Source organism: Streptomyces sp. NPDC102406 (genome assembly GCF_044765725.1).
In the GTDB taxonomy this organism is placed as follows: Bacteria; Actinomycetota; Actinomycetes; order Streptomycetales; family Streptomycetaceae; genus Streptomyces.
Map to the genome: position 1 here is coordinate 165,335 of NZ_JBIWKP010000005.1, position 23,991 is coordinate 189,325.

Genomic DNA, 23,991 nt, shown 5'->3' on the forward strand with positions numbered 1-23,991 from the left:
CACTAGGGCGCGCTCGGCCACACCAGGAGCATGTACGCGCCGCAGTACGCGGCGCCCAGCACCGCCCCCGACACGCCCAGGACCAGGGTGCGCCGCGAGGCTCGTGCCAGCGCCAGGGCGAGCGGGAGCAGCAGGGGGAAGCCGGGGGCCAGGAAGCGGGCCCGTGAGAAGTAGACGCCGCCGCTGCCGAGCACGATCGCGAGCAGGACCCCGGTGAAGATCAGCAGGGCCAGCGGCTGGCGGTCCCCGAGCGCGTACACGTACAGGACGGCGGACGCGAGGAGCGTCACCGTCACCATCACCAGGAACAGTTCGGGCGTCGAGTCGTAGGCGAGAAGGCTCCGGAAGTGGCGCAGGGTGACGAGGCCGCCGTCGATCTCGTTGCGCCACAGCCGTTGTACGGCGAAGTAGCCGTCCCAGCGACCGAGGCGCAGCCCGACCCAGCCCACGTACCCGAGCCAGCCGAGCGGGGCGAGCAGGGTGCCCGCCAGGACCCGCGGGCAGAAGCGGCGGCGCAGGGCCAGCAGGCCGCACAGGAGGACGGCGGCGGCGAGCGCGACGCCGGTCGGGCGGGTCAGACCGGCGAGTGCCGCGAGGGTCCCCGCCCAGACCCAGCGGCCGGTCAGGACCGCGTACAGGGACCATGCCACGAACGCGGTGAACAAGGACTCGGTGTAGCCCATCCACTGGACGATGCCGACGGGGTGGCACGCCCAGAGCAGGGTGAGCAGGACACCCACGCGGCGCCCGTGCAGCCGGTCGCCGACCGCGAAGACGCCCCACGCGGCGGGGAAGGACGCCAGGGCCGCCAGGACCAGCCCCACGCTCGCCCGCGAGCCCGGCGTCACGGCGGCCAGCGCCTTGACGAGGCAGGGGTAGAGCGGGAAGAAGGCGAGGTTGTTGGCGTCGTACTTGGTGCCGAGCCGGTGCTCGTAGCCGTGGTCGGCGATGCCCAGGTACCACTTGGCGTCCCAGTCCGCGGCGAGCGCGGGCCAGACGCCGTGGCCCTCCTTGTGCGCCCAGATGCCGAGGACGAGTAGCACGACGGTGCGGACGGCCGCGTACGCGAACAGGGCGGGGGCCGCGCGCCGCAGGGAGCCGAGGAACCGGTCGCGCAGGCCCGTCATGGGTCCCGGGGCCGGGCGGACGGGGTGTGCCTCAAGGAGGAGGGCGGCCTCGGGTGCGGCGGTCGGGGACACGTCGGCGGCTCCTGCGGGACGGGGACGGGGACGGTCTGCGGGGGCAACGTTCCCGTCGCCCCCGGCCGCTGTCGCTCCGGACTCCGTCAACTGACCCGCGCGCATCACTCGGACGAGTGCGCCCGGCGGGCTCCGCCTCGCGGTGGACGCCGCGTCAGATGCCCGCGGCCTCCGCGAGGTCCCGCTTCACCGCGGCGAGCAGGTCCGAGGCCGTCGCCCGCGCCGCGGGCAGCGCCGACCGGTCGGCCACCGGCACCACGACCTCCAGGTAGCACTTCAGCTTGGGCTCCGTGCCGGACGGGCGGACGATGACCCGCGCGCCGTCCAGCGTGTAGCGCAGCCCGTCCGTGGGCGGCAGGCCGCCCTCACCGGCCGACAGGTCGTCGGCCCGGGTCACCGCGAGCCCGGCGAGTGCCGACGGCGGACGCTCGCGCAGGCGCCGCATGGCCGCCGCGATGACCGAGACGTCCTCGACGCGCACGCTCAACTGGTCCGTGGCGTGCAGCCCGTGGGCCAGGGCCAGGTCGTCGAGCGCGTCCAGGAGGGTGCGGCCCCGCTCCTTGAGCTCGCTCGCCAGCTCGGTCACGAGCAGCGCGGCCGTGATGCCGTCCTTGTCGCGCACGCCCTCGGGGTCGACGCAGTAGCCGAGCGCCTCCTCGTAGCCGTAGCGCAGGCCCTCGACGCGGGCGATCCACTTGAAGCCCGTCAGCGTCTCCTCGTACGGGAGCGACGCCGCCTCGGCGATCCGGCCGAGGAGGGAGGAGGAGACGATCGACTCGGCGAGGACGCCGTGTACGCCGCGCTCGACCAGGTGCGCCGCGAGCAGTGCGCCCACCTCGTCGCCGCGCAGCATCCGCCAGTCCTCGCCGTCCCGGACGGCCACGGCGCAGCGGTCCGCGTCCGGGTCGTTGGCGATGATCAGGTCGGGGGCCTCGGGCAGGGCGCGGGCCGTCGCGAAGGACAGGTCCATCGCGCCCGGCTCCTCCGGGTTCGGGAACGCGACCGTCGGGAAGTCCGGGTCGGGATCGGCCTGCTCGGGCACGAGCACCGGCTCGGGGAAGCCCGCGCGCGCGAAGGCGGCGAGGAGCGTGTCCTTGCCGACGCCGTGCATGGCGGTGTAGACCGTGCGGGCCGTGCGCGCGGACCCGGCGGCGAGGACGGCGTCCGTACGCGCCAGGTACGCCTCCAGGACCTCCTCGCCGAGCGTCTCCCAGCCGGACTCCGGGCGCTCCACGTCGTGCAGCGACGCCACCGCGTCGATCTCGGCGGCGATCTCCGCGTCGGCGGGCGGCACGATCTGCGAACCGTCGCCGAGATACACCTTGTAGCCGTTGTCCCGGGGCGGGTTGTGGGAGGCGGTGACCTCCACACCCGCGACCGCGCCCAGATGCCGTATGGCGAAGGCGAGCACGGGCGTGGGCAGCGGTCGCGGAAGGACCGCCGCGCGCAGCCCGGCGCCCACCATCACCGCCGCCGTGTCGCGCGCGAAGTCCGCCGACTTGTGGCGGGCGTCGTACCCGATGACGACGGTGCCGACCACGCCGTCGGTCTGTCCCTGGGCCTTCAGATACGCGGCGAGGCCCGCGGCCGCGCGGATGACCACCGCGCGGTTCATCCGCATGGGGCCCGCGCCCAGTTCGCCGCGGAGTCCGGCCGTGCCGAACTGGAGCGTGCCGGCGAACCGCTCGCCGAGCGCGTCGAGGTCACCGCTGTCGATGAGGGCGGCCAGCTCCGCGCGGGTCTCCTCGTCGGGGTCCTCCGCCAGCCAGGTCTTCGCCCGGTCGAGCAGTTCGCTGCCTTGTACGGTCACGGTCGGCTTCCTTCGGCATTCAGGGACGTACGGGTGCGGGACGGGGCTCAGATCTTGGCGAGGACCTTGGTCAGCAGCTCGCCCATGCGCGCGGCGGAGTCACGGCCGGCCTGGAGGACCTCCGCGTGGTTGAGCGGTTCGCCGGACAGGCCCGCGGCCAGGTTGGTGACCAGGGAGATGCCGAGGACCTCCACGCCCGCCTCACGGGCCGCGATGGCCTCCAGGACGGTGGACATGCCGACGAGGTCGGCGCCGAGGATGCCGGCCATCCGGACCTCGGCGGGCGTCTCGTAGTGCGGGCCGGGGAACTGGGCGTACACGCCCTCCTCCAGCGTCGGGTCGATCTCCTGGCACAGGGCGCGCAGGCGCGGCGAGTACAGGTCGGTGAGGTCGACGAAGTTGGCGCCGACGATCGGCGACGTGGCCGTCAGGTTGAGGTGGTCGGAGATGAGGACCGGCTGGCCCGGGCGCATGCCCTGGCGCAGGCCGCCGCAGCCGTTGGTCAGCACGATCGTCTTGCAGCCCGCGGCGGCGGCGGTGCGCACGCCGTGCGCGACGGACGCGACTCCGTGGCCCTCGTAGAAGTGGGTGCGGCCCAGGTAGACCAGGGCGCGCTTCTCGCCGATCAGGTACGAGCGGACCTTGCCGCCGTGGCCCGCCACGGCCGCGCCGGTGAAGCCGGGCAGCGCGGTGAAGGGGAACTCGGCGGCGGGCGCGCCCAGCGCCTCGGCGGCCGGTGCCCAGCCGGAGCCCATCACGAGGGCGACGTCATGGGTCTCGGCGCCGGTGAGCTCGCGCAGGCGCGAGGCGGCGGCGTCGGCGGCGACCCTGGGGTCGACCGGGCCGGCGCCCTGGAGGTTGTCCGGAGTAACAGATGCGTTCACGCGCTTGAGGGTAGCGGCTCAAGTCCTACGCGCGTAGATGCCGAGCCTCACGGTATTGCGATCGTTGTCTTGTCGTTTCCGACGAAATTCGGCCCGGCGGCTGACCGCGCGCTCAGCAAGGACGCTTGCGCATCTCCATCACATAGTCGTGCGGGGCGCCCGCCGACTCCGCCGCGTCCGCGATCTCGCCCAGGTAGCGCGCCGAGGGAAGGCCGCCCTCGTACCCGTTCAGCACGTACACCCAGGCGGGCTCCTTGCCTTCGAGGGTGTCCACCCGCACCCGCATCCGGCGGTAGATGTCGAGCCCGACACCCTCCCAGCGGTCCATGGACTCCTCGTCCATGGGGGCGATGTCGTACAGCGCCACGAAGACCTGCGAGCGGGGCGCCTCCACGATCGTGGCGAGCGCGCCCTCCCAGCCCATGTGTTCGCCCCCGAACGTCAGCCGCCAGCCCGAGAGCCACCCGGTGGCGCGCAGCGGCGAGTGCGGGGCGCGGCGCGTCATGAGCCGCGGGTCGAGATTGCCGGCGTACGCGGCGTAGAGCGACATGGGTCCGAGGGTACGGCAGTTGCCGCCTGTGCTCTGAGCGAAGTGCGTACACCCCCGCCCGGGCACCACCCTGAGCGGTGCGGGACAATGGGGTACGTGACTCGGATCGTGATCATCGGTGGCGGACCTGGCGGATACGAAGCGGCCCTGGTGGCGGCCTCGCTCGGCGCGGAGGTGACCGTCGTCGACTGCGACGGCCTCGGCGGCGCGTCGGTGCTGACCGACTGCGTGCCGTCGAAGACCCTGATCGCCACGGCCGAGGTGATGACGACCTTCGACTCCTCCTACGAGGAGCTGGGCATCATCGTCGAGGACGACACCCCGGACCCGGACAGCCCCGCCCGCGTCGTCGGCGTCGACCTCGGCAAGGTCAACCGGCGTGTCAAGCGGCTCGCCCTCGCCCAGTCCCACGACATCACCGCCTCCGTCACGCGTGCGGGCGCGCGCGTGCTGCGCGGCCGTGGCCGCCTCGACGGGCAGCAGGACCTGGACGGCTCCCGCAAGGTGATCGTCACCGCCGCCGACGGCACCGAGGAGACCCTCACCGCCGACGCCGTGCTCATCGCCACCGGCGGCCACCCGCGCGAGGTCCCCGACGCGCAGCCCGACGGGGAGCGCATCCTCAACTGGACGCAGGTCTACGACCTGGAGGAGCTGCCCGAGGAGCTGATCGTGGTCGGCTCCGGTGTCACCGGCGCCGAGTTCGCCGGTGCCTACCAGGCGCTCGGCTCCCGCGTCACCCTCGTCTCCTCCCGCGACCGGGTGCTGCCGGGCGAGGACCCGGACGCCGCCGCCGTCCTGGAGGACGTCTTCCGGCGCCGCGGCATGAACGTGATGGCGCGCTCCCGCGCCGCCTCCGCCAAGCGCGTCGGCGACCGCGTCGAGGTCACCCTGGCCGACGGCCGGACCATCTCCGGCACGCACTGTCTGATGGCGGTCGGCGCCATCCCGAACAGCAGCGGGATGGGCCTGGAGGAGGCCGGGGTCAAGCTCAAGGAGTCGGGCCACATCTGGACCGACAAGGTCTCCCGCACCACCGCCCCCGGCGTGTACGCGGCCGGGGACGTGACCGGCGTCTTCGCCCTCGCGTCGGTCGCCGCCATGCAGGGCCGCATCGCGATGTACCACTTCCTCGGCGACGCGGTGACCCCGCTGAACCTCAAGACGGTCTCCTCGAACGTCTTCACCGACCCGGAGATCGCGACCGTCGGCTACTCGCAGGCCGACGTCGACGCCGGGAAGATCGACGCCCGCGTCGTGAAGCTGCCGCTGCTGCGCAACCCGCGCGCGAAGATGCAGGGCATCCGGGACGGCTTCGTCAAGATCTTCTGCCGCCCCGGCACGGGCATCGTGGTGGGCGGTGTGGTCGTGGCGCCCCGCGCCTCGGAACTGATCCACCCCATCTCGATCGCGGTCGACAACAATCTGACCGTCGAACAGATCGCGAACGCGTTCACCGTGTACCCGTCTCTTTCGGGCTCGATCGCCGAGGTGGCCCGCCAACTGCACACGCGCAAGGTCGCCGAAGAGGGCTGAGCACCCCGGCTGCGGAGATCGGCCGGGCGCAGGTCACGGTGAGTCGCGGCGTGTGCGGGCGGCATAGTCGGGGCGGGTAGGCACCCCTGTCGTGCCTATACCACTACCCGGGTAGCCGTGCGAACAGAATCTGTAATTCGGCGCATACTGCTGAAAGCAGACGGTCGTTGGGGTTACTGTCAGTTTCGTGTTCGCTGCAGAACGTCGTCAATTGATCCTCGAAATGGTGCGGGCCAATGGAGCGGTATCGCTCCGGGAGCTCGCCCGCGTCGTCCAGACCTCTGAAGTGACCGTGCGGCGGGACGTGCGCGCACTGGAGGCAGAAGGACTCCTCGACCGCCGACATGGCGGTGCGGTATTGCCGGGCGGATTCACGCGGGAGTCCGGCTTTCCGCAGAAATCACATCTCGCGACCGCAGAGAAGACGGCCATCGCCGATCTCGCCGCGGGCCTCGTCGAAGAGGGCGAAGCCATCGTGGTGGGCGCGGGGACGACCACGCAGGAGCTGGCCCGACGGCTCGCGCGTGTGCCGGGACTGACCGTCGTCACCAACTCCCTCCTGGTGGCCCAGGCGCTGGCACACGCCAATCGCGTCGAGGTCGTCATGACCGGTGGCACGCTGCGGGGTTCCAACTACGCACTGGTGGGCAGCGGGGCCGAGCAGTCCCTGCAAGGGCTGAGAGTGTCCCGGGCCTTCCTGAGCGGCAGCGGTCTGACGGCCGAGCGCGGACTCTCCACGTCCAACATGCTCTCGGCGTCGGTCGACCGGGCCCTCGTGCAGGCCGCGGCGGAGGTCGTCGTCCTCGCCGACCACTCCAAGCTCGGTACCGACACCATGTTCCAGACGGTGCCGACCGACGTGATCACGCGGCTGGTGACCGACGAGCCGCCCGCGCACGACGACCGGGCCGCCACGGAGCTCCAGGCGCTGGCCGACCAGGGTGTGCAGATCGCTGTCGCCGGGGCGGGCCCGGCGTCGGCCGGGGGTGGTGATCCCGTCCCGGCGCGGCAGTCGCGCCGGGATGTCCCCCTGCCCACCCAGCGCCGGGTCCCCGGCGGGCAGCACCCCTTGAGGAGTGCGGCGCCGCTGGACGCGGGGCCCGAGCGCAACGCCAGGGTGGCCGATCTGCGGCGCCGCTGAGAAGCGCCCTCTCCTCAGACACCGGAGGGGGCGGCGGTGATACCCCGGAGGGTGAGTCGCAGCAGGCGGTCCGCCAGGTCCGGGTCCGACGGCGTCTCCTCGGCGGCCAGCGCGATCGCGTTGGTGAGCTGGAGCAGGTCCGAGATGGAGACGTCCTGACGTACGGCACCGGCCTGCTGGGCCCGGGACAGCAGCGCCTGCCCCGCCTCCCGCATCGGTGAACTGCACCGCGCGAGCGCCGAACTGTCGTCCTGGGACGCCGACATGAGAGCCCGGGACAGCCCCCGGTACTCGCTCGCGTGCGTGATGATCTCGCGCAGCCAGGTCACCAGCGCCGAGCACGGCTGCGGGGCGTCGAGGAGCGCCCGCGAGCGGGCCAGCAGATCGTTCACCGCTTCCTCGAAGACCGCGCTCACCAGTGCGTACCGGTTCGGGAAGTGCCGGTACAGCGTGCCGATGCCGACCCCGGCGCCCCGGGCCACGTCCTCCAGGGACGCCCCCGTGCCGTGCTCGGCGAACGCCTTGCGGGCCTGGGTGAGCAGCCGCTCGTAGTTGCGGCGGGCGTCCGCACGCATGGGGCGGACGCGCTCGTACTCGGTGCCGGACGTCATCGGGCCTCCCTTGGGCGTGCGCGGGGCCTTCCAAGGATGCCTGATGGTCCCGTGGGCCCCACACCACCGTCCCGAACACCGAAGCGCCCGCGGACCGGGGCCGGTCCGACGGGCGCTTGCGTGGGCGAGCGGTGACTCAGTCCTTGATCTCGCAGATCGCGGCACCGGAGGTGAGGGACGCGCCGATCTCGGCGGACAGGCCCTTGATGGTGCCGGACTTGTGCGCGTTCAGCGGCTGTTCCATCTTCATCGCCTCCAGGACGACGACGAGGTCACCTTCCTGGACCTCCTGGCCCTCCTCGACGGCGACCTTGACGATGGTGCCCTGCATGGGGGAGGCGAGGGTGTCGCCGGAGGCGGCCGGGCCGGACTTCTTGGCGGCCCTGCGCTTCGGCTTGGCGCCCGCCGCGAGGCCGGTCCGCGCCAGCGACATGCCGAGCGACGACGGCAGGGAGACCTCCAGGCGCTTGCCGCCGACCTCGACGACGATCGTCTCGCGGTCGCCGTCCTCCTCCTCGGCGTCCGCGCCACCCGGCTGATACGGGGGGATGTCGTTGACGAACTCGGTCTCGATCCACCGCGTGAAGATGGTGAACGGCTCGTCGGAGCCGGTCAGTTCCGGGGCGAACGCCGGGTCCGTGACGACCTTGCGGTGGAAGGGCAGGGCCGTGGCCATGCCCTCGACCTCGAACTCGGCCAGCGCGCGGGCGGACCGCTCAAGGGCCTCCTTGCGGGTGCGGCCGGTGACGATCAGCTTGGCGAGCAGCGAGTCCCAGGCCGGGCCGATCACACTGCCGGCCTCGACGCCCGCGTCCAGGCGGACACCGGGACCGGAGGGCGCGTTGAACGTCGTCACGGTGCCGGGCGCGGGCAAAAAGCCCCGGCCCGGGTCCTCGCCGTTGATGCGGAACTCGAAGGAGTGGCCGCGCAACACGGGGTCGCCGTAGCCCAGTTCCTCGCCGTCGGCGATACGGAACATCTCGCGGACCAGGTCGATGCCGGCGACCTCCTCGGTGACCGGGTGCTCGACCTGGAGACGGGTGTTGACCTCCAGGAAGGAGATCGTGCCGTCGGCGCCGACCAGGAACTCGACGGTGCCCGCGCCGACGTAGCCGGCCTCCTTCAGGATCGCCTTGGAGGCGGTGTAGAGCTGCTCGACCTGAGCGTCGCTCAGGAAGGGCGCCGGGGCCTCCTCGACGAGCTTCTGGTGGCGGCGCTGGAGCGAGCAGTCGCGGGTGGAGACCACCACGACGTTGCCGAACTTGTCGGCCAGGCACTGGGTCTCCACGTGCCGCGGCTTGTCCAGGTAGCGCTCGACGAAGCACTCGCCGCGGCCGAACGCCGCGACGGCCTCACGGACCGCCGAGTCGTACAGCTCGGGCACTTCCTCCAGCGTGCGGGCGACCTTCAGGCCGCGACCGCCGCCACCGAAGGCCGCCTTGATCGCGATGGGCAGCCCGTGCTCCTCGGCGAAGGCCACCACCTCGTCCGCGCCCGACACCGGGTCCGGCGTACCGGCGACCAGCGGGGCGCCCGCGCGCTGCGCGATGTGGCGGGCCGCGACCTTGTCACCGAGGTCGCGGATGGCCTGCGGCGGCGGGCCGATCCAGATGAGGCCCGCGTCGAGCACGGCCTGGGCGAACTCGGCGTTCTCCGACAGGAATCCGTAGCCGGGGTGGATGGCGTCGGCCCCGGAGTCCTTGGCCGCCTGGAGCACCTTGGCGATGTCCAGATAGCTGGTGGCCGGGGTGTCACCACCCAGCGCGAAGGCCTCGTCGGCCGCGCGGACATGCGAAGCGTCCCGGTCCGGATCGGCATAAACGGCAACGCTCGCGATACCTGCGTCCCGGCAAGCCCGGGCCACGCGGACAGCGATTTCGCCACGGTTGGCGATGAGCACCTTGCGCACGATGGCTCCCTCCTTGAAACAAGCCGAGTTTAGGGACTGCCGACACGCGGTTACGAGTCGTCCCCGATGGTGAGCTTGCCCACACGGAGTGTGACCCGGCGCCCGCCCAGCCGCGAAATCCCTTGTCCGGCCTGGCTGTGCGGGATCCCTCGGGCCAACCCTAGCCGGGTGATGTGGTCAAGGTCTCTGTGCGACCGCACCCCGCCCTGTGGGCTTTCTTTGTGGAGTCCCTACGAATGGCCCAATGATTCTTTGCCACCGCCCGACCCCTTGTCCCGAGGTTTACCCGTTAGTAGCGTTCGCGATGTCTCGAACGTACTCGGGGTAACGGGCAGTCGTACGCGGAAGTGGGTGGGGGCCGGTGGCACGCAGACCGGTGGCGTGGGTGGCCGCGATCGTGTTGCTCGCGGAGGCGCTCGGGATCGTGGTGGTCAACTGGATCCTCGGCCTGGTCGTCGACGGACAGGACATGTCGCTCGCCGGGCTCGACCCGGGCGCGATGTCGGTCGGCGCCTGGATCGCGGGCGGGGCGTTCGGGATCTACCTGGTGCTGTGCGCGTTCGTGCTGGCCCGCGCGGCGGCCACCGACCGGTCGCCGGGCACCGTCGGGCGGATCCTGCTGATCAGCGCGGCCGTCGTGCACGGTCTGCTCGGCGCGTTCTGCGTCGGCCTGCTGGGCTGGCCCGCCTTCGTGCTGATGATGGTCGTGCTCGCTTTGATCGTGCTGACCCTGGTGGCGTACGACCGCAGGGACAACGCCGGGGCGGCGGGCGACGGCAAGGGCGCCGCGAGCCCGCCGACCGCGCCCGTCAGCTCGCCGGAGCCCACAACTCCGTGATGTCGACGCCCAGTCGGTCGAGGAGGCGGCGCAGCAGCGGCAGCGAGAGGCCGATGACGTTGCCGTGGTCGCCGTCGATACCGTCGATGAAGGGCGCCGAGCGGCCGTCGAGGGTGAACGCGCCCGCCACGTGGAGGGGTTCGCCGGTCGCCACGTAGGCGGCGATCTCCGCGTCGCTCGGCTCGCCGAACCGCACCACGGTGGAGGCGGTGCCGGACACGTACCGGCCGGTCGCGGTGTCGTACACGCAGTGACCGGTCCGAAGGGTGCCGGCGCGGCCCCGCATCGCCTTCCAGCGGGCCGTGGCCTCCTCGGCGTCGGCGGGCTTGCCGAGCGCCTCGCCGTCCAGGTCGAGCACCGAGTCGCAGCCGATGACGAGGGCGTCCGCCGCCTCGGGCAGCGCGGCCACCACGGACGCCTTGGCCTCCGCGAGGGCGAGTGCGAGGTCGGCGGGGGTGGGAGCCGTCACGGCGTCCTCGTCGACCCCGCTGACGATCACCTCCGGCGCGAACCCGGCCTGCCGCAGCAGGCCCAGACGGGCGGGGGACTGGGAGGCGAGGATGAGGCGGCGCGCGGCTGTCATACGGCCAGCGTAGGCGAACCGGTCAGCCCCGCCGAACGCTCCGCCTACAGGACGCCCAGGCCCACCGTCACCATGGCCAGGAACACGGCGAGCGCCAGCACGAGACCCGCGCGGCGCAGCATCTCCTGCGTCTCGCGAAGCTCCTCGGGCGGCTCGTTCTCGGGGTCTGACCACAGCACACCTCGATACTGCGGCGCACGCGCGCGATGCGCCTGAGTACGCGTACTCAGGCGCATCGCGCGCGTGGAGAAGGGTCAGGCGGGCCAGTAGGTACGCGACCAGCTCGCCGGGCCCGGAGCGGGCAGGCGGCGCCGGGCGACGCGGGCGGGGTCGGCCCAGGCGTCCCGCTGTGCCGCGGCGGCCGGGGCCTCGGCCGTGGCCGCGGCGCGGGCCTGGACCACCGCGAGTGCGGCGGCCAGCTCCTCGGGGGTCGGATTGCCCCGTACAACCTTGATCATCATGATCCGGGCTCCTCGCGGGGTCGGTTCTACAGGGGAATGTTGCCGTGCTTCTTCGGCGGCAGCGACTCGCGCTTCGTACGCAACTGGCGCAGCCCCTTGACGATGTGGGCACGGGTGTCGGACGGCAGCACCACCGCGTCGATGTAGCCGCGCTCGGCCGCCGTGTACGGGTTGAGGAGCGCGTCCTCGTACTCCTGGATGAGCCGCGCCTGCGTCGCCTCCTGCTCCTGCGGGTCCGCGGCGGCGGCCAGCGTCTTGCGGTGCAGGATGTTCACCGCGCCCTGCGCGCCCATGACGGCGATCTGCGCGGTCGGCCAGGCCAGGTTCAGGTCGGCGCCCAGGTGCTTGGAGCCCATGACGTCGTACGCGCCGCCGAACGCCTTGCGCGTGATGATCGTGATGAGCGGCACCGTCGCCTCGGCGTACGCGTAGATCAGCTTGGCGCCGCGGCGGATGATGCCGGTGTGCTCCTGCTCGACGCCCGGCAGGAAGCCCGGCACGTCGACGAAGGTGAGGACCGGCACGTTGAACGCGTCGCACGTGCGCACGAAACGGGCGGCCTTCTCGCTCGCGTCGATGTCGAGGCAGCCGGCGAACTGCATCGGCTGGTTGGCGACGATGCCCACCGGGTGCCCCTCGACGCGGCCGAAGCCGGTGAGGATGTTCGGCGCGAACAGCGCCTGCGTCTCGAAGAACTCGGCGTCGTCCAGGACGTGTTCGATCACCGTGTGCATGTCGTACGGCTGGTTCGCACTGTCCGGGATGAGGGTGTCGAGCTCGCGGTCCTCGTCCGTGACCGTCAGGTCCGCCTCCTCGGGGAAGGCGGGCGGCTCGCTCAGGTTGTTCGAAGGCAGGTAGGACAGCAGCGACTTGACGTACTCGATCGCGTCCTTCTCGTCGCCCGCCATGTGGTGCGCGACACCGGACTGCGCGTTGTGGGTACGGGCGCCGCCCAGCTCCTCGAAGCCGACGTCCTCACCGGTGACCGTCTTGATGACGTCGGGCCCGGTGATGAACATGTGGCTGGTCCGGTCGACCATCACCGTGAAGTCGGTGATCGCGGGCGAGTAGACCGCGCCGCCCGCGCACGGGCCGACGACGAGGCTGATCTGCGGGATGACGCCGGACGCGTGCGTGTTGCGGCGGAAGATCTCGCCGTACATGCCGAGGGCCATGACGCCCTCCTGGATGCGGGCGCCGCCCGAGTCGTTGATGCCGATGACCGGACAGCCCGTCTTCAGGGCGAAGTCCATCACCTTCATGATCTTCTGCCCGAAGACCTCGCCCAGCGCGCCGCCGAAGACGGTGAAGTCCTGCGAGAACACCGCGACCGGACGCCCGTCCACGGTTCCGTAACCGGTCACCACACCGTCGCCGTACGGCTTGTTGGCGTCCAGGCCGAAATCGGTCGAGCGGTGCCGCGCGAACTCGTCCAGCTCCACGAAGGAGTCCTCGTCGAGCAACAGCCCGATCCGCTCACGCGCCGTCAGCTTGCCCTTGGCGTGCTGCTTCTCGACGGCGCGCGCCGAACCCGCGTGCGTCGCCTCGTCGATCCGCCGTCGCAGGTCCTCGATCTTGCCTGCGGTGGTGTGGATGTCGGGTGTCTCTTCCAACTCGGACATCGGGATGCGGCTCCCTGCCTGGCTCGACGCTGCTCACGGGGACGGGTGAACGGCAGATGTGATTCGGAGTGGGGCTACTGACTCGTAGGGTAGTGGCGCGAATACCGTTCGGCAGTGCGGTGTTTGCCACACCTAGGCTGGGTTGCATGACGCCGCGAGATGCTTCAGACGCGCACGACAACCGCTGGTCCGACCTGGACCGCCCGCCCCTGGCGGTGGCGGGTCTTCGCCGCTCCCTCGTACGGGGCGACGGGCTCTGGTCGTCCGTGGAGGTGGTGCCCCGTACGGGCTCGACCAACACGGACCTGGTGGAGCGGGCCGCGGCCGGCACCGCCCAGGAGGGCGCCGTCCTCGTCGCCGAGGAGCAGAGCGCGGGGCGCGGGCGCCTGGACCGGCGCTGGTCGGCGCCGCCCCGCTCGGGTCTCTTCTTCTCCGTCCTCGTCAAACCCGCCGACCACGAGGTGCCGGTGGAGCGCTGGGGCTGGCTGCCGCTGCTCACCGGCGTCGCCGTCGCCACCGCCCTGTCCGCCGCGGCCGGCGTCGACACGGCGCTGAAGTGGCCCAACGACCTGCTCGTCACCGTCGACGGCGAGGAGCGCAAGGCCGGCGGAATCCTCGCGGAGGCCGCGGGCGAGGGCGGCATCGTCGTCGGGGTCGGGCTCAACGTGTCGCTGCGGGCGGACGAGCTGCCGGTGCCCGGCGCCGGATCGCTGGCGCTGGCCGGGGCGAAGGTCTCCGACCGCGAGCCGGTGCTCCGGGCCGTGCTGCGGTCCTTCGAGCGCTGGTACCACCAGTGGTGCGCGGCGGAGGGCGACCCCGGGCTGTCCCGGCTCCAGGAGACGTACGCCGCCGGGTGCGCCACGCTGGGCCGCTCGGTGCGGGCGATCCTGCCGGGCGACCGGGAGCTGGTGGGGGAGGCGGTCGCGGTGGACGGGGACGGGCGGCTGGTGATCGCCGGGGCGTCGGGTGAGCGGGTGGCCGTCGGGGCCGGGGACATCGTGCACCTGCGCCCGGCGTAGGGCTGCCGCCCCGGGGGCCTTGTGCTGTCGCCGGATGCGGGTTTCGTCGTGGCTGGTCGCGCCCACGCGGCGGAGCCGCGCACCACCTCCAGGCGGCACCCCGAACCGCGCGGAATCGGACCCGGCCCGCACCGAAGCCGCGCCGAAGACACCCCCCGCCGCCACGACACTCGCCCCGAGCGGAGTGACATGGCGCACAGGTGCCTGCCGTAGAGTTGAGCCCGGTCGATACCTGGCCGTGGCAGATCGGAAGGGCAGCAGGCGTGACCGTCGACGACTCGGGCTCCGGCACGGGCACCCCACCCGACCCCGAGAAGCCGGAGGGGGAAGGGGACGAGCAGGACGCGGCGGACCCCCTCGCGCTCCGGCTCGAACAACTGATCCTCGGGGCCGAGCGCCGCTACACCCCGTTCCAGGCGGCCCGCAGCGCGGGCGTCTCCATGGAGCTGGCCTCCCGGTTCTGGCGGGCCATGGGCTTCGCGGACATCGGGCAGGCCAGGGCGCTGACGGAGGCCGACGTGCTGGCGCTGCGGCGCCTCGCGGGTCTGGTGGAGGCGGGGCTGCTCAGCGAGGCGATGGCCGTGCAGGTCGCCCGTTCGACGGGGCAGACCACCGCGCGGCTCGCCGAGTGGCAGATCGACTCGTTCCTGGAGGGTCTGACCGAGCCCCCGGAGCCCGGCATGACCCGCACCGAGGTCACGTATCCGCTGATAGAGCTGCTGCTGCCCGAGCTGGAGGAGTTCCTCGTCTATGTCTGGCGGCGCCAGCTCGCCGCGGCCACCGGGCGCGTCGTGCAGGCCGGTGACGACGAGGAGATGGTGGACCGGCGGCTCGCGGTCGGCTTCGCCGACCTCGTCGGGTTCACGCGGCTGACCCGGCGCATGGAGGAGGAGGAGCTCGGCGAACTCGTCGAGGCCTTCGAGACCACCGCCGCCGACCTGGTCGCCGCGCACGGCGGGCGGCTCATCAAGACGCTCGGCGACGAGGTGCTGTTCGCCGCCGACGACGCGGGCACGGCCGGGGAGATCGCGCTGCGCCTCATCGAGACGATGAGCAATGACGAGACGATGCCCGAACTGCGCGTCGGCATGGCCTTCGGGACCGTGACGACGCGCATGGGCGATGTGTTCGGCACGACCGTGAATCTGGCGAGCCGCCTCACGTCGATAGCGCCCCGGGACAACGTGCTGGTGGACGGCGCCTTCGCCGAGGAGCTGATCCGCACCGCGGAGGCGCCCGCCTCCGAGGCCGAGGCGGCGGCAGCGGCCGAGAAGGCGGCGGAGCAGGGCGAGGAGCCTCCCACGTACCGGTTCGCGCTCCAGCCGATGTGGCAGCGGCCCGTCCGTGGTCTCGGCATCGTGGAGCCCTGGACGCTGACCCGGCGCACCTGACACCCTTGCTGGTTAACGTCGGTTAACCGGAGGGTGTGTCATGGGTGATGAGCGGCAGTTCGGGGAGTTCGTGGTCGTACGGCGCCATGAGCGGGGGCACGTCGCCGAGCTGGTGCTCGACCGGCCCAAGGCCATGAACGCCGTCTCCAGCGACATGGCGCGCGCGATCGGGGCCGCCTGCGAGGCGCTGGGCGGCGATCGCGACGTGCGGGCCGTCGTGGTCACGTCCAGCAATGAGCGGGCCTTCTGCGTCGGCGCCGATCTCAAGGAGCGCAACTCCTTCTCCGACGCCGAGCTGGTGCGCCAGCGTCCGGTGGCCAGGGCCGCGTACACGGGCGTGCTCGACCTGCCGATGCCGACGATCGCCGCCGTGCACGGCTTCGCGCTGGGCGGCGGCTTCGAGCTGGCGCTCGCCTGCGATCTGATCGTGGCCGACGCGAGCGCCGTCGTGGGCCTGCCCGAGGTGTCGGTCGGGGTGATCCCCGGCGGCGGCGGTACGCAGTTGCTGCCGCGCCGGGTCGGGGCCGCGCGCGCCGCCGAGCTGATCTTCTCCGCGCGCCGCGTCGAGGCCGAGGAGGCGGGGCGGCTCAGCCTCGTCGACCAGGTGGTGGCGGCCGGGCAGGACCGCACGGAGGCGCTGGCGCTCGCCGCGCGGATCGCCGCGAACTCGCCGGTCGGGCTGCGGGCCGCCAAGCGCGCCCTGCGTCTGGGCCACGGGCTCGATCTGCGGGCCGGGCTCGAGGTGGAGGACGCGGCCTGGCGCTCGGTGGCGTTCTCGGGGGACCGGGCCGAGGGCGTGGCCGCCTTCAACGAGAAGCGCGCGCCGCGGTGGCCGGGCGAATGACCCGCGGGGGCTCGTGGCCCCCGGGACGGGCGTACTGAACTCACCGTGATGTCGGAAAAGTCCCTAACCTGGGTTGATGGGTGACGATGTCCGACTGCGTGCCGTCGTGATGCTCGCGCAGGGCATGGCCGCTGCGCAGAGCCCGCGCGAGTCCTGGCGGGCGGCGGCCCTCGGCGCCTGCCACGCGTTGTCCGGGAGCTTCGCCGCCCTGTCGATGTGGGAACGCGAGCGCGGGCGGCTGCGGGTCCTGGCGAACGTGGGCGAGCGGGCCGAGGGGGAGGAGGAGTTCCCCGAGAACGAGGCGTACCCGGTGCACCGGTTCCCGGAGATCGCCGAGTTCCTGCACGAGCGGTGGGCGGGCGGCGGTGAGCCGGACGCCTGGGTCGAGACGGCGGACGGGCCGGTCGAGCGCGCCGGGTACTGCCATCAGCGGGTCGCGGCGCTGCGGCGGCGCGGGCGCGGCTGCTGTGTCGTCGCGCCGATCGTGCTGCACGGCCGGGCCTGGGGCGAGCTGTATGTGGCGCGGCAGGCCGGGGCCCCGGTCTTCGGGGCGGGCGACGCCGACTTCGCGACCGTCCTCGCCTCGGTGGTCGCGGCCGGGATCGCGCAGACCGAGCGCCTGGAGGAGGCACGTCGCCTCGCCTTCACCGACGCCCTGACCGGCCTCGCCAACCGGCGCCTGGTCGACATACGGCTCGACGAGGCGGTGGAGCGGCACAACAGGGACGGGTGCGTCGTCAGCCTCGTCGTCTGTGATCTCAACGGCCTCAAGCGGGTCAACGACACCCTCGGGCACGCCATCGGCGACCGGCTCCTGGAGCGGTTCGGATCAGTGCTCTCGCTGTGCGGGGCGATGTTGCCGGGCGCCCTGTCGGCGCGGCTCGGCGGGGACGAGTTCTGCCTGCTGGCCGTCGGGCCCCGCGCCGACGAGGTCGTCCGCGTGGGCGACGAGATCTGCTCCCGGGCCGCCGAGATGGAGATCGGGGACGGAGTGGCCTGCGGCATCGCCTCGACCGGCGACCCCATCGGGGAGGTGACCAGCGCCCGGCGGCTGTTCCGGCTCGCGGACGCCGCGCAGTACCGGGCGAAGGCGCTGCGCGCCACGAAGCCGGTGGTGGCCGGGCGGGACGGCGGGCCGGACGACCCCGTGGTGCGGCTCGCGGACTCGCCGCCGCCGGTCGCGGGGGAGGAGCGGCGGCGCATCCGCGGCAGGGACCCGGAGCCCCCGCGATGACGTAAGGGGTCCTCGTCGGTCTCGGTCGTGACATCTTGGGATTCACTGTGTACGTTCCTGAATATGGATATGCACACTGTGGTGGTGGGGGCAGCCGGGGTCACCGCTGCCGATGTGATCGCCGTGGCGCGCGACGGCGCCCGGATCGAACTCTCCGAGGAGGCCCTGGCCGCGCTGGCCGCGGCCCGCGGGGTCGTCGACGCGCTGGCCGCGAAGCCGGACCCGGTCTACGGCGTCTCCACCGGCTTCGGCGCGCTCGCCACCCGGCACATCGGCCCCGAGCTGCGCGCCCAGTTGCAGCGCAACATCGTGCGCTCCCACGCCGCCGGAATGGGCCCGCGCGTCGAGCGCGAGGTGGTGCGCGCGCTGATGTTCCTACGGCTCAAGACCGTCTGCTCGGGCCACACCGGCGTCCGACCCGAGGTCGCCCGGACCATGGCCGACGTACTCAACGCGGGGATCACCCCGGTCGTGCACGAGTACGGGTCACTGGGCTGCTCCGGCGACCTCGCGCCCCTCAGCCACTGCGCGCTGACGCTGCTCGGCGAGGGCGACGCGGAAGGCCCCGACGGGGTCGTGCGGCCCGCCGGTGACCTGCTCGCCGAGCACGGCATCGCACCCGTCGAGCTGCGCGAGAAGGAGGGGCTCGCCCTCCTCAACGGCACGGACGGCATGCTGGGCATGCTCTTCATGGCCCTCGACGACCTCGACAACCTCTACAAGGCCGCGGACGTGACGGCGGCCCTGACCCTGGAGGCGCTGCTCGGCACGGACAAGGTCCTCGCGCCCGAGCTGCACGCCATCCGGCCGCATCCCGGCCAGGCCGCGAGCGCCGCCAACATGCTGGCCGTCCTCGCCGGTTCGGGCCTGACGGGCCATCACCAGGACGACGCGCCGCGCGTGCAGGACGCGTACTCCGTGCGCTGCGCCCCGCAGGTCGCCGGGGCCGGCCGGGACACGATGGCGCACGCGCGCCTCGTGGCCGAGCGGGAGCTGGCGGCGGCCGTCGACAACCCCGTGGTGCTGCCCGACGGCGCCGGGGGCGGGCGTGTCGAGTCCAACGGCAACTTCCACGGCGCCCCGGTCGCCTACGTGCTCGACTTCCTGGCCGTCGCCGCGGCCGACCTCGGCTCGATCGCCGAGCGGCGCACGGACCGGCTCCTCGACAAGAACCGCTCGCACGGCCTGCCGCCCTTCCTCGCCGAGGACGCCGGGGTCGACTCGGGGCTGATGATCGCCCAGTACACGCAGGCGGCGCTGGTCAGCGAGATGAAGCGGCTCGCCGTACCGGCGTCCGCCGACTCGATCCCGTCGTCGGCGATGCAGGAGGACCACGTCTCGATGGGCTGGTCGGCGGCGCGGAAGCTGCGCACGGCCGTCGACAACCTGACGCGGATCATCGCCGTGGAGCTGTACGCGGCCACCCGCGCGATCGAACTGCGGGAGGGCCTGGAGCCCGCACCGGCGTCGCGGGCGGTCATCGAGGCCGTACGCAAGGCCGGGGTCCAGGGGCCGGGGCCCGACCGGTTCCTGGCGCCGGATCTCGCCGCGGCGGACACGTTCGTACGCAGCGGCGCGCTGGTGGCGGCCGTCGAGGCGGTGACGGGACCGCTCGCGTAGGGCTTGCTTACCGTCCGCGGCCGTGGCCCCGGGGGCGTCAGACGGGCGCCTCCAGGGAGCGGCCCCGGCGGACCGAGTACGCCACGAAACCCACCCCGAGGCCGAGGAAGGCCGAGCCGCCGATCACGTACGGCGTCGTGTCGAACGTGCCGGTGTCCGCGAGGCGTAGCTGCTGGTCGGACTGAGTCTCCACCGCGTCGGCGGTCCGGGTCTGGTCGGTGCTGGCGGTGTGCGCGGGGGTGTGCTCCGGGGTGGCTGTGGCGTTGGGGACGAACCACAGGGCGGCCAGGAGGGTCCCGGCGGCAGTGGCGGTGAACAGTGATCGACGTGCGGCGGACACGGAAGCGATCCCCCTTGTGGCGCTGGCGAATTGGCCGTGTGGGCCGATGTTAGTGAAAGGGGCGGGTCACGGGAAAGTCACGGGTGCGACGGGTCGTACGCTCCGGCGTATGAGCACTGATGAGACGTCACGTTTTGTTCGCCTGAAGGTGGAATTGGTCCTGGAGATCGCCGACGGGGAGGCGCTGACCGGGGCCGCGCTCCAGCGGGTCGCCGAGGACGAGGCGATGCCCGACGGGGAGCGCACGCACGCCGAGAGCGCCGTCCAGGAGGACGAGGCGGAGGCCGTCGCCTATCTCGTCGACCCGTTCGACCTGGTCGGGGACGTGCCGGGCGCCGAACTCGTCCAGGCTTCGTGGTCCAGCGAGCAGGTCGACTACGATCCGGACTCGCCGGACTGGGATCTCGATGACGACGAGGCCGAGGACGGCGAGGAGCGCGCGTAGCGGCCGACCGACCAGGAAACCCCGGGCGGCGACCGCTGCCCGGGGTTTTCGACGTGGCGTCGCCCACATCGGGGCCCTCCCGGGAACGGCGCGGGATGGTTTCGGCGTTGTCCCGAGGTAATGGGGAACTCTCGCGTTCCCCAGGACCGGACTCGGGGCTGATGGGGACGCCGGGGAAGTCGGATTTCGGCGACTATGGAGAAGCGTGTGATGACGGACGGTAAGCGGCGCAAGGGTCTGATGGCCGCGTCCGCTGTGCTCGGCGGTGTGCTGGTGCTCTCCGCGTGCGGCGGAGGCGACGAGGAACCGGCCGGCGCGTCGAGTGGCAAGAAGGAGTCGCAGGCGCAGGCGGACGAGGCCGCGGCGAAGAAGACCTCGGAGGCCGATATCAAGATCGCCCCGAAGGACGGCTCCGACAACGCGAGCATCAACAACGCGGCGAAGGTCACCGTCACCAAGGGCACGCTCACCGAGGTCACCATGAAGACCGCGGACGGCACGGCGGTCGAGGGCCGGATATCCGCCGACAAGAAGAGCTGGAAGCCGACGAACCAGCTCGACCGGGCGACCACGTACAAGATCTCCGCGACGGCGAGCGACGCGGAGAACCGCGTGGCTCATGAGAACGCGTCGTTCACCACGGTCTCCCCGACCAACAGCTTCATCGGCAACTTCACCCCGGAGGACGGCTCGACCGTCGGCGTCGGGATGCCCGTGTCGATCAACTTCGACAAGGCGATCACGAACAAGTCGGACGTGCAGTCCCACATCACCGTCTCGTCGAGCAGCGGCCAGGAGGTCGTCGGCCACTGGTTCAACGCCAACCGGCTCGACTTCCGCCCCGAGCAGTACTGGCAGGGCGGCTCCACCGTCACCCTCAAGCTCGACCTCGACGGCGTCGAGGGCGCCGACGGGGTGACCGGCGTCCAGCAGAAGACCGTCACCTTCAAGGTCGGGCGCAACCAGGTCTCCACGGTCGACGCGAAGACCAAGATGATGACCGTCACCCAGAACGGGAAGACGATCAAGACCATCCCGATCTCCGCCGGTTCCCCGGAGAACAAGACCTACCAGGGTCAGATGGTGATCTCCGAGAAGTTCAAGGAGACCCGGATGAACGGGGCGTCGGTCGGCTTCACGGACGACGACGGCAAGGGCGAGTACGACATCAAGGACGTGCCGCACGCGATGCGTCTGTCGAACTCCGGCACCTTCATCCACGGCAACTACTGGGGCGCCAAGTCGATCTTCGGCTCGGCCAACACCAGCCACGGTTGCGTCGGCCTCTCCGACACCAAGGGCGCGAACGACTCCAGCACGCCCGGCGCCTGGTTCTACGACCACTCCATGGTCGGTGACGTCGTCATCGTGAAGAACACCGGTGACAAGACCGTCGCCCCGGACAACGGCCTCAACGGCTGGAACATGAGCTGGGCCGACTGGAAGGCCGGCTCCGCCGCCTGATCCCCGCCCCATCGCTCCCCACGGACCCCCGGTACGCACCGCGTGCCGGGGGTCCGTGTCGAGGGTGCCGCGTGCGCCGCCTGGCGGGTCTCATCCCGTTCTCATCCTCACCTCACCCAGCCCTTACAGCGCCCTCATACGTTTCGCTGGTTCCTGTTCGCGCCCCGGTTCGGGGCCGTCACCGGCGAGGCTTCGATGTTCTTCACCTATCTCAGGCGCGAGCTGCGCCGGCGCAGAAAGGCGGCGCTCGTCGTCGCCTCCGGGCTCGCGCTCGGTATCGCGCTCGTCATCGTCGTCAACTCCGTCTCCTCCGGCATGAGCCAGGCGCAGGACAAGGTCCTGCACTCCCTCTACGGCCTGGGCACGGACATGACCGTCACCAAGGCCGCCGCCGCGCCGAAGGAGGGCGCCACCGGCCGGCCACGCTTCAACTTCGACGCCGACGACAGCGACTCGGGGCAGGAGCAGAGCACGGACCGGGTGATGGTGCGGGGGTTCCAGACCCTCGCCGCCTCCACCGTCAGCGAGGTCGCGCGGCAGAAGGGCGTCGACTCCACCGTGGGCGGCCTGAGCCTCCAGGTGATGAAGGTCAGCGGCCAGTTCACCCGGGGCCAGTTCAAGCAGGACCAGGGGAGCGGCGCGGCCGGGCGGGGCGGCCCCGGCGGCAGCGGCGAGCCGCAGGGCCGGGTCGAGGGCGGCGGCGCCGACTTCGACGTCAACTCCTACTCCGTCTTCGGCACCGACGTCACCCGGCAGGACCTCGGCCCGCTGACCTCCTCGAAGATCACCGCGGGGCGGACCTTCAAGACCTCCGAGACGGACGCCGCGGTCGTCGTCGCCGACGCCTCCTACGCCAAGGAGAAGAAGCTCGCCCTCGACGACACCGTCACGGTCAAGGGCACCACCTTCAAGATCATCGGCATCGCGACGCCCGACAGCGGGGACGCCGCCGCCAACCTGTACCTGCCGCTGAAGCGGGCCCAGACGCTCGCCGACGCCAAGGACAAGGTGACGACGGTCTACGTCAAGGCGACCGACTCGCAGCAGATCGACGCGGTCAAGTCGACGATCCAGAAGAACATCTCCGGCACGACCGTCACCACCTCCGCCGACCTCGCGGACACCGTCTCCGGCTCCCTCTCCACCGCCTCCGACCTCGCCTCGAACGTCGGCAAGTGGCTGTCGATCGCCGTACTCGTCGCCGCGTTCCTCGTCGCCGGGCTGCTCACGTCGTCGGCCGTGTCGCGACGCGTCCGGGAGTTCGGCACCCTCAAGGCGCTCGGCTGGACGTCGGGCCGGGTGACCCGCCAGGTCATCGGCGAGGCCGTCGTCAACGGGCTGCTGGGCGGCGTCCTCGGCATCGCCGTCGGCCTCGCGGGCGCCTACGCCGTCACCGCCGTCAGCCCCACCCTCTCCGCCCAACTGGGCGCCACCGGCGGCCCGGGGACCGGCGGCGGATTCGGCGGCGGCATGATGCGCCGCGCCACGAGCGGCAAGACCCTCGACATCGCGCTCAGCGCCCCCGTCTCCGCGACCACCATCGCCCTCGCCGTCGGCCTCGCCGTCGCGGGCGGACTGATCGCCGGCGCGTTCGGCGGCTGGCGCGCCTCGCGGCTCGGGCCGGCGGACGCGCTGCGCCGCGTCGAGTAGCCAGCAGCCCTGCACGGGCACCCACCCCCCTCGTATCGCAGGAGTTGCACCATGTACCAGCTCAGAGGCGTCACCAAGCAGTACCGGCGGGCCAAGGACACCGTCCACGCGCTCGCGGGCGTCGACCTGACCATCGGCGACGGCGACCGGCTCGTCATCCAGGGCCCCACGGGCGGCGGCAAGTCGACGCTGCTCCAGATGCTCGGCGGCCTCGACCGGCCCACCGCGGGCAGCGTCGAACTCGACGGCACCGATCTGGCCACCCTGCCCGAGGCGCGGCTCACCCGGGTCCGCGCCGAGTCCATCGGGTTCGTGTTCCAGTCCTTCAACCTCATCCCGACACTGACCGCGCAGGAGAACGTCGAGACCGCGCTCGTGCCGCTCGGCCTCAAGGGTGCCGAGCGGCGCGAACGGGCCGCCGAGGCACTGGAGTCGGTGGGGCTCGGCGAACGGCTCGGCCACCTCCCCTCGGAGATGTCCGGCGGGCAGCAGCAGCGCGTCGCCATCGCGCGGGCCCTGGTCAAGAACCCGAAGGTGCTGCTCGCCGACGAACCGACCGGCAACCTCGACGAGTCCATGCGGGACGAGATCATGGACGTACTGGAAGAGCGGTGGAAGGAGCACGGGCTCACGTTCGTCATGGTCACGCACGACTCGGCGATCGCGCGGAAGGCACCGCGCCTCGCGACGATCCGCAAGGGCCGCATCACGGTGACCGAGAACACCCCCGCCCGCTGAGAGTTCGCTCTCAAAACTCCGCCCCGACGCAACCTGTGGGCCCCCTGTGCCCTCTTCATCCAGGGGGGCCGACCGAGGTCCCTGACCGGTGAACCACCGTCA

23 protein-coding genes are annotated in these 23,991 nt (G+C 72.1%); 12 read left to right on the top strand and 11 right to left on the bottom strand.

Translation table 11 applies throughout. From position 1 onward, the window contains the following. Positions 1 to 2: 2 nt before the first annotated feature. From ACIRF8_RS21920 to ACIRF8_RS21935, 4 genes are all read right to left on the bottom strand, one after another. On the bottom strand, positions 3 to 1,199 hold the full coding sequence (locus tag ACIRF8_RS21920) for a hypothetical protein (RefSeq protein ID WP_404217093.1): 1,197 nt from the start codon (positions 1,197 to 1,199) through the stop codon (positions 3 to 5). 154 nt (positions 1,200 to 1,353) lie between these two features. Beyond that, positions 1,354 to 3,009 (bottom strand): phospho-sugar mutase, encoded by a 1,656-nt coding sequence (locus ACIRF8_RS21925; RefSeq protein ID WP_404217094.1) that lies wholly within the window; start codon positions 3,007 to 3,009, stop codon positions 1,354 to 1,356. A 47-nt stretch (positions 3,010 to 3,056) separates the two neighbouring features. Next, positions 3,057 to 3,893, bottom strand: a complete 837-nt coding sequence (locus ACIRF8_RS21930) for a purine-nucleoside phosphorylase (RefSeq protein ID WP_404217095.1) — start codon at positions 3,891 to 3,893, stop codon at positions 3,057 to 3,059. A 112-nt stretch (positions 3,894 to 4,005) separates the two neighbouring features. Beyond that, positions 4,006 to 4,443, bottom strand: a complete 438-nt coding sequence (locus ACIRF8_RS21935) for a gamma-glutamylcyclotransferase (protein ID WP_404217096.1) — start codon at positions 4,441 to 4,443, stop codon at positions 4,006 to 4,008. An 87-nt stretch (positions 4,444 to 4,530) separates the two neighbouring features. Here ACIRF8_RS21935 and ACIRF8_RS21940 point away from each other — a divergent pair, with 87 nt between their 5' ends. Together ACIRF8_RS21940 and ACIRF8_RS21945 are read left to right on the top strand one after the other, a co-directional pair. Then, positions 4,531 to 5,979, top strand: coding sequence for an NAD(P)H-quinone dehydrogenase (locus ACIRF8_RS21940; protein ID WP_404217098.1), 1,449 nt, complete (start codon positions 4,531 to 4,533; stop codon positions 5,977 to 5,979). 187 nt (positions 5,980 to 6,166) lie between these two features. After that, entirely contained in the window at positions 6,167 to 7,120 is a 954-nt protein-coding gene (locus tag ACIRF8_RS21945; RefSeq protein ID WP_404217100.1) for a DeoR/GlpR family DNA-binding transcription regulator, read from the top strand. 14 nt (positions 7,121 to 7,134) lie between these two features. On the opposite strand, the gene ACIRF8_RS21950 is transcribed toward ACIRF8_RS21945, so the two are convergent. Together ACIRF8_RS21950 and ACIRF8_RS21955 are read right to left on the bottom strand one after the other, a co-directional pair. Further along, on the bottom strand, positions 7,135 to 7,731 hold the full coding sequence (locus tag ACIRF8_RS21950) for a TetR/AcrR family transcriptional regulator (protein WP_404217101.1): 597 nt from the start codon (positions 7,729 to 7,731) through the stop codon (positions 7,135 to 7,137). Positions 7,732 to 7,867: 136 nt separating this feature from the next. Then, the gene (locus tag ACIRF8_RS21955; RefSeq protein WP_404217102.1) at positions 7,868 to 9,640 is read right to left on the bottom strand and encodes a biotin carboxylase N-terminal domain-containing protein; all 1,773 of its coding nucleotides are present in this window, start codon (positions 9,638 to 9,640) and stop codon (positions 7,868 to 7,870) included. Positions 9,641 to 10,001: 361 nt separating this feature from the next. Here ACIRF8_RS21955 and ACIRF8_RS21960 point away from each other — a divergent pair, with 361 nt between their 5' ends. Next, positions 10,002 to 10,478, top strand: a complete 477-nt coding sequence (locus ACIRF8_RS21960) for a hypothetical protein (RefSeq protein WP_404217103.1) — start codon at positions 10,002 to 10,004, stop codon at positions 10,476 to 10,478. Here the strand turns inward: ACIRF8_RS21960 and ACIRF8_RS21965 are convergent. From ACIRF8_RS21965 to ACIRF8_RS21980, 4 genes are all read right to left on the bottom strand, one after another. Next, positions 10,450 to 11,061, bottom strand: coding sequence for a nucleoside triphosphate pyrophosphatase (locus ACIRF8_RS21965; protein WP_404217104.1), 612 nt, complete (start codon positions 11,059 to 11,061; stop codon positions 10,450 to 10,452). The genes ACIRF8_RS21960 and ACIRF8_RS21965 overlap by 29 nt on opposite strands. Positions 11,062 to 11,105: 44 nt before the next feature. Beyond that, complete coding sequence (gene mmpB / locus ACIRF8_RS21970; RefSeq protein ID WP_404217105.1) at positions 11,106 to 11,240, bottom strand: morphogenic membrane protein MmpB; 135 nt, start codon at positions 11,238 to 11,240, stop codon at positions 11,106 to 11,108. A gap of 75 nt (positions 11,241 to 11,315) precedes the next feature. After that, positions 11,316 to 11,522 carry an acyl-CoA carboxylase epsilon subunit gene (locus ACIRF8_RS21975; protein ID WP_404217106.1) on the bottom strand — a complete coding sequence of 69 codons (207 nt, stop codon included), beginning with the start codon at positions 11,520 to 11,522 and terminating at the stop codon, positions 11,316 to 11,318. 26 nt (positions 11,523 to 11,548) lie between these two features. Then, the gene (locus ACIRF8_RS21980) at positions 11,549 to 13,144 is read right to left on the bottom strand and encodes an acyl-CoA carboxylase subunit beta (protein WP_404217107.1); all 1,596 of its coding nucleotides are present in this window, start codon (positions 13,142 to 13,144) and stop codon (positions 11,549 to 11,551) included. 146 nt (positions 13,145 to 13,290) lie between these two features. Here ACIRF8_RS21980 and ACIRF8_RS21985 point away from each other — a divergent pair, with 146 nt between their 5' ends. The 5 genes from ACIRF8_RS21985 (at position 13,291) to hutH (ending at position 19,252) form a co-directional block, all read left to right on the top strand. Then, the gene (locus ACIRF8_RS21985) at positions 13,291 to 14,163 is read left to right on the top strand and encodes a biotin--[acetyl-CoA-carboxylase] ligase (RefSeq protein ID WP_404217108.1); all 873 of its coding nucleotides are present in this window, start codon (positions 13,291 to 13,293) and stop codon (positions 14,161 to 14,163) included. Positions 14,164 to 14,426: 263 nt separating this feature from the next. Further along, positions 14,427 to 15,554 carry an adenylate/guanylate cyclase domain-containing protein gene (locus tag ACIRF8_RS21990; RefSeq protein WP_404217109.1) on the top strand — a complete coding sequence of 376 codons (1,128 nt, stop codon included), beginning with the start codon at positions 14,427 to 14,429 and terminating at the stop codon, positions 15,552 to 15,554. Positions 15,555 to 15,594: 40 nt separating this feature from the next. Then, on the top strand, positions 15,595 to 16,398 hold the full coding sequence (locus ACIRF8_RS21995; protein ID WP_404217110.1) for an enoyl-CoA hydratase/isomerase family protein: 804 nt from the start codon (positions 15,595 to 15,597) through the stop codon (positions 16,396 to 16,398). A 76-nt stretch (positions 16,399 to 16,474) separates the two neighbouring features. Beyond that, positions 16,475 to 17,632, top strand: a complete 1,158-nt coding sequence (locus ACIRF8_RS22000) for a diguanylate cyclase domain-containing protein (protein WP_404217111.1) — start codon at positions 16,475 to 16,477, stop codon at positions 17,630 to 17,632. A gap of 69 nt (positions 17,633 to 17,701) precedes the next feature. Beyond that, positions 17,702 to 19,252, top strand: coding sequence for a histidine ammonia-lyase (hutH, locus tag ACIRF8_RS22005; RefSeq protein ID WP_404217521.1), 1,551 nt, complete (start codon positions 17,702 to 17,704; stop codon positions 19,250 to 19,252). A gap of 37 nt (positions 19,253 to 19,289) precedes the next feature. Here hutH and ACIRF8_RS22010 read toward each other — a convergent pair whose 3' ends face one another. Further along, positions 19,290 to 19,592 (bottom strand): hypothetical protein, encoded by a 303-nt coding sequence (locus ACIRF8_RS22010; RefSeq protein ID WP_404217112.1) that lies wholly within the window; start codon positions 19,590 to 19,592, stop codon positions 19,290 to 19,292. A gap of 109 nt (positions 19,593 to 19,701) precedes the next feature. Here ACIRF8_RS22010 and ACIRF8_RS22015 point away from each other — a divergent pair, with 109 nt between their 5' ends. The 4 genes from ACIRF8_RS22015 to ACIRF8_RS22030 all read left to right on the top strand — a co-directional run bounded on the left by ACIRF8_RS22015 (position 19,702) and on the right by ACIRF8_RS22030 (position 23,889). Continuing rightward, entirely contained in the window at positions 19,702 to 20,037 is a 336-nt protein-coding gene (locus ACIRF8_RS22015; RefSeq protein ID WP_404217113.1) for a hypothetical protein, read from the top strand. A gap of 210 nt (positions 20,038 to 20,247) precedes the next feature. Further along, positions 20,248 to 21,501: an Ig-like domain-containing protein gene (locus ACIRF8_RS22020; protein ID WP_404217114.1), complete on the top strand. Its 1,254-nt coding sequence runs from the start codon at positions 20,248 to 20,250 to the stop codon at positions 21,499 to 21,501. 195 nt (positions 21,502 to 21,696) lie between these two features. After that, a complete protein-coding gene (locus tag ACIRF8_RS22025; RefSeq protein WP_404217115.1) occupies positions 21,697 to 23,151 on the top strand; it encodes an ABC transporter permease in 1,455 nt (484 codons plus the stop codon). A 51-nt stretch (positions 23,152 to 23,202) separates the two neighbouring features. After that, on the top strand, positions 23,203 to 23,889 hold the full coding sequence (locus ACIRF8_RS22030) for an ABC transporter ATP-binding protein (protein ID WP_404217117.1): 687 nt from the start codon (positions 23,203 to 23,205) through the stop codon (positions 23,887 to 23,889). Positions 23,890 to 23,991 lie beyond the last annotated feature (102 nt).

What these genes read in the sequence shown, in the direction of transcription:
- ACIRF8_RS21965 (WP_404217104.1), bottom strand. Translation starts at nt 11,061, where the DNA reads ATGACAGCCGCGCGCCGCCTCATCCTCGCCTCCCAGTCCCCCGCCCGT.
- ACIRF8_RS22025 (WP_404217115.1), top strand. Translation starts at nt 21,697, where the DNA reads ATGTTCTTCACCTATCTCAGGCGCGAGCTGCGCCGGCGCAGAAAGGCG.
- ACIRF8_RS22015 (WP_404217113.1), top strand. Translation starts at nt 19,702, where the DNA reads ATGAGCACTGATGAGACGTCACGTTTTGTTCGCCTGAAGGTGGAATTG.
- ACIRF8_RS22030 (WP_404217117.1), top strand. Translation starts at nt 23,203, where the DNA reads ATGTACCAGCTCAGAGGCGTCACCAAGCAGTACCGGCGGGCCAAGGAC.
- ACIRF8_RS22020 (WP_404217114.1), top strand. Translation starts at nt 20,248, where the DNA reads ATGACGGACGGTAAGCGGCGCAAGGGTCTGATGGCCGCGTCCGCTGTG.
- ACIRF8_RS21950 (WP_404217101.1), bottom strand. Translation starts at nt 7,731, where the DNA reads ATGACGTCCGGCACCGAGTACGAGCGCGTCCGCCCCATGCGTGCGGAC.
- ACIRF8_RS21980 (WP_404217107.1), bottom strand. Translation starts at nt 13,144, where the DNA reads ATGTCCGAGTTGGAAGAGACACCCGACATCCACACCACCGCAGGCAAG.
- ACIRF8_RS22000 (WP_404217111.1), top strand. Translation starts at nt 16,475, where the DNA reads ATGGGTGACGATGTCCGACTGCGTGCCGTCGTGATGCTCGCGCAGGGC.
- ACIRF8_RS21995 (WP_404217110.1), top strand. Translation starts at nt 15,595, where the DNA reads ATGGGTGATGAGCGGCAGTTCGGGGAGTTCGTGGTCGTACGGCGCCAT.
- ACIRF8_RS21985 (WP_404217108.1), top strand. Translation starts at nt 13,291, where the DNA reads ATGACGCCGCGAGATGCTTCAGACGCGCACGACAACCGCTGGTCCGAC.
- hutH (WP_404217521.1), top strand. Translation starts at nt 17,702, where the DNA reads ATGCACACTGTGGTGGTGGGGGCAGCCGGGGTCACCGCTGCCGATGTG.
- ACIRF8_RS21975 (WP_404217106.1), bottom strand. Translation starts at nt 11,522, where the DNA reads ATGATGATCAAGGTTGTACGGGGCAATCCGACCCCCGAGGAGCTGGCC.
- ACIRF8_RS21935 (WP_404217096.1), bottom strand. Translation starts at nt 4,443, where the DNA reads ATGTCGCTCTACGCCGCGTACGCCGGCAATCTCGACCCGCGGCTCATG.
- ACIRF8_RS21940 (WP_404217098.1), top strand. Translation starts at nt 4,531, where the DNA reads ATGGGGTACGTGACTCGGATCGTGATCATCGGTGGCGGACCTGGCGGA.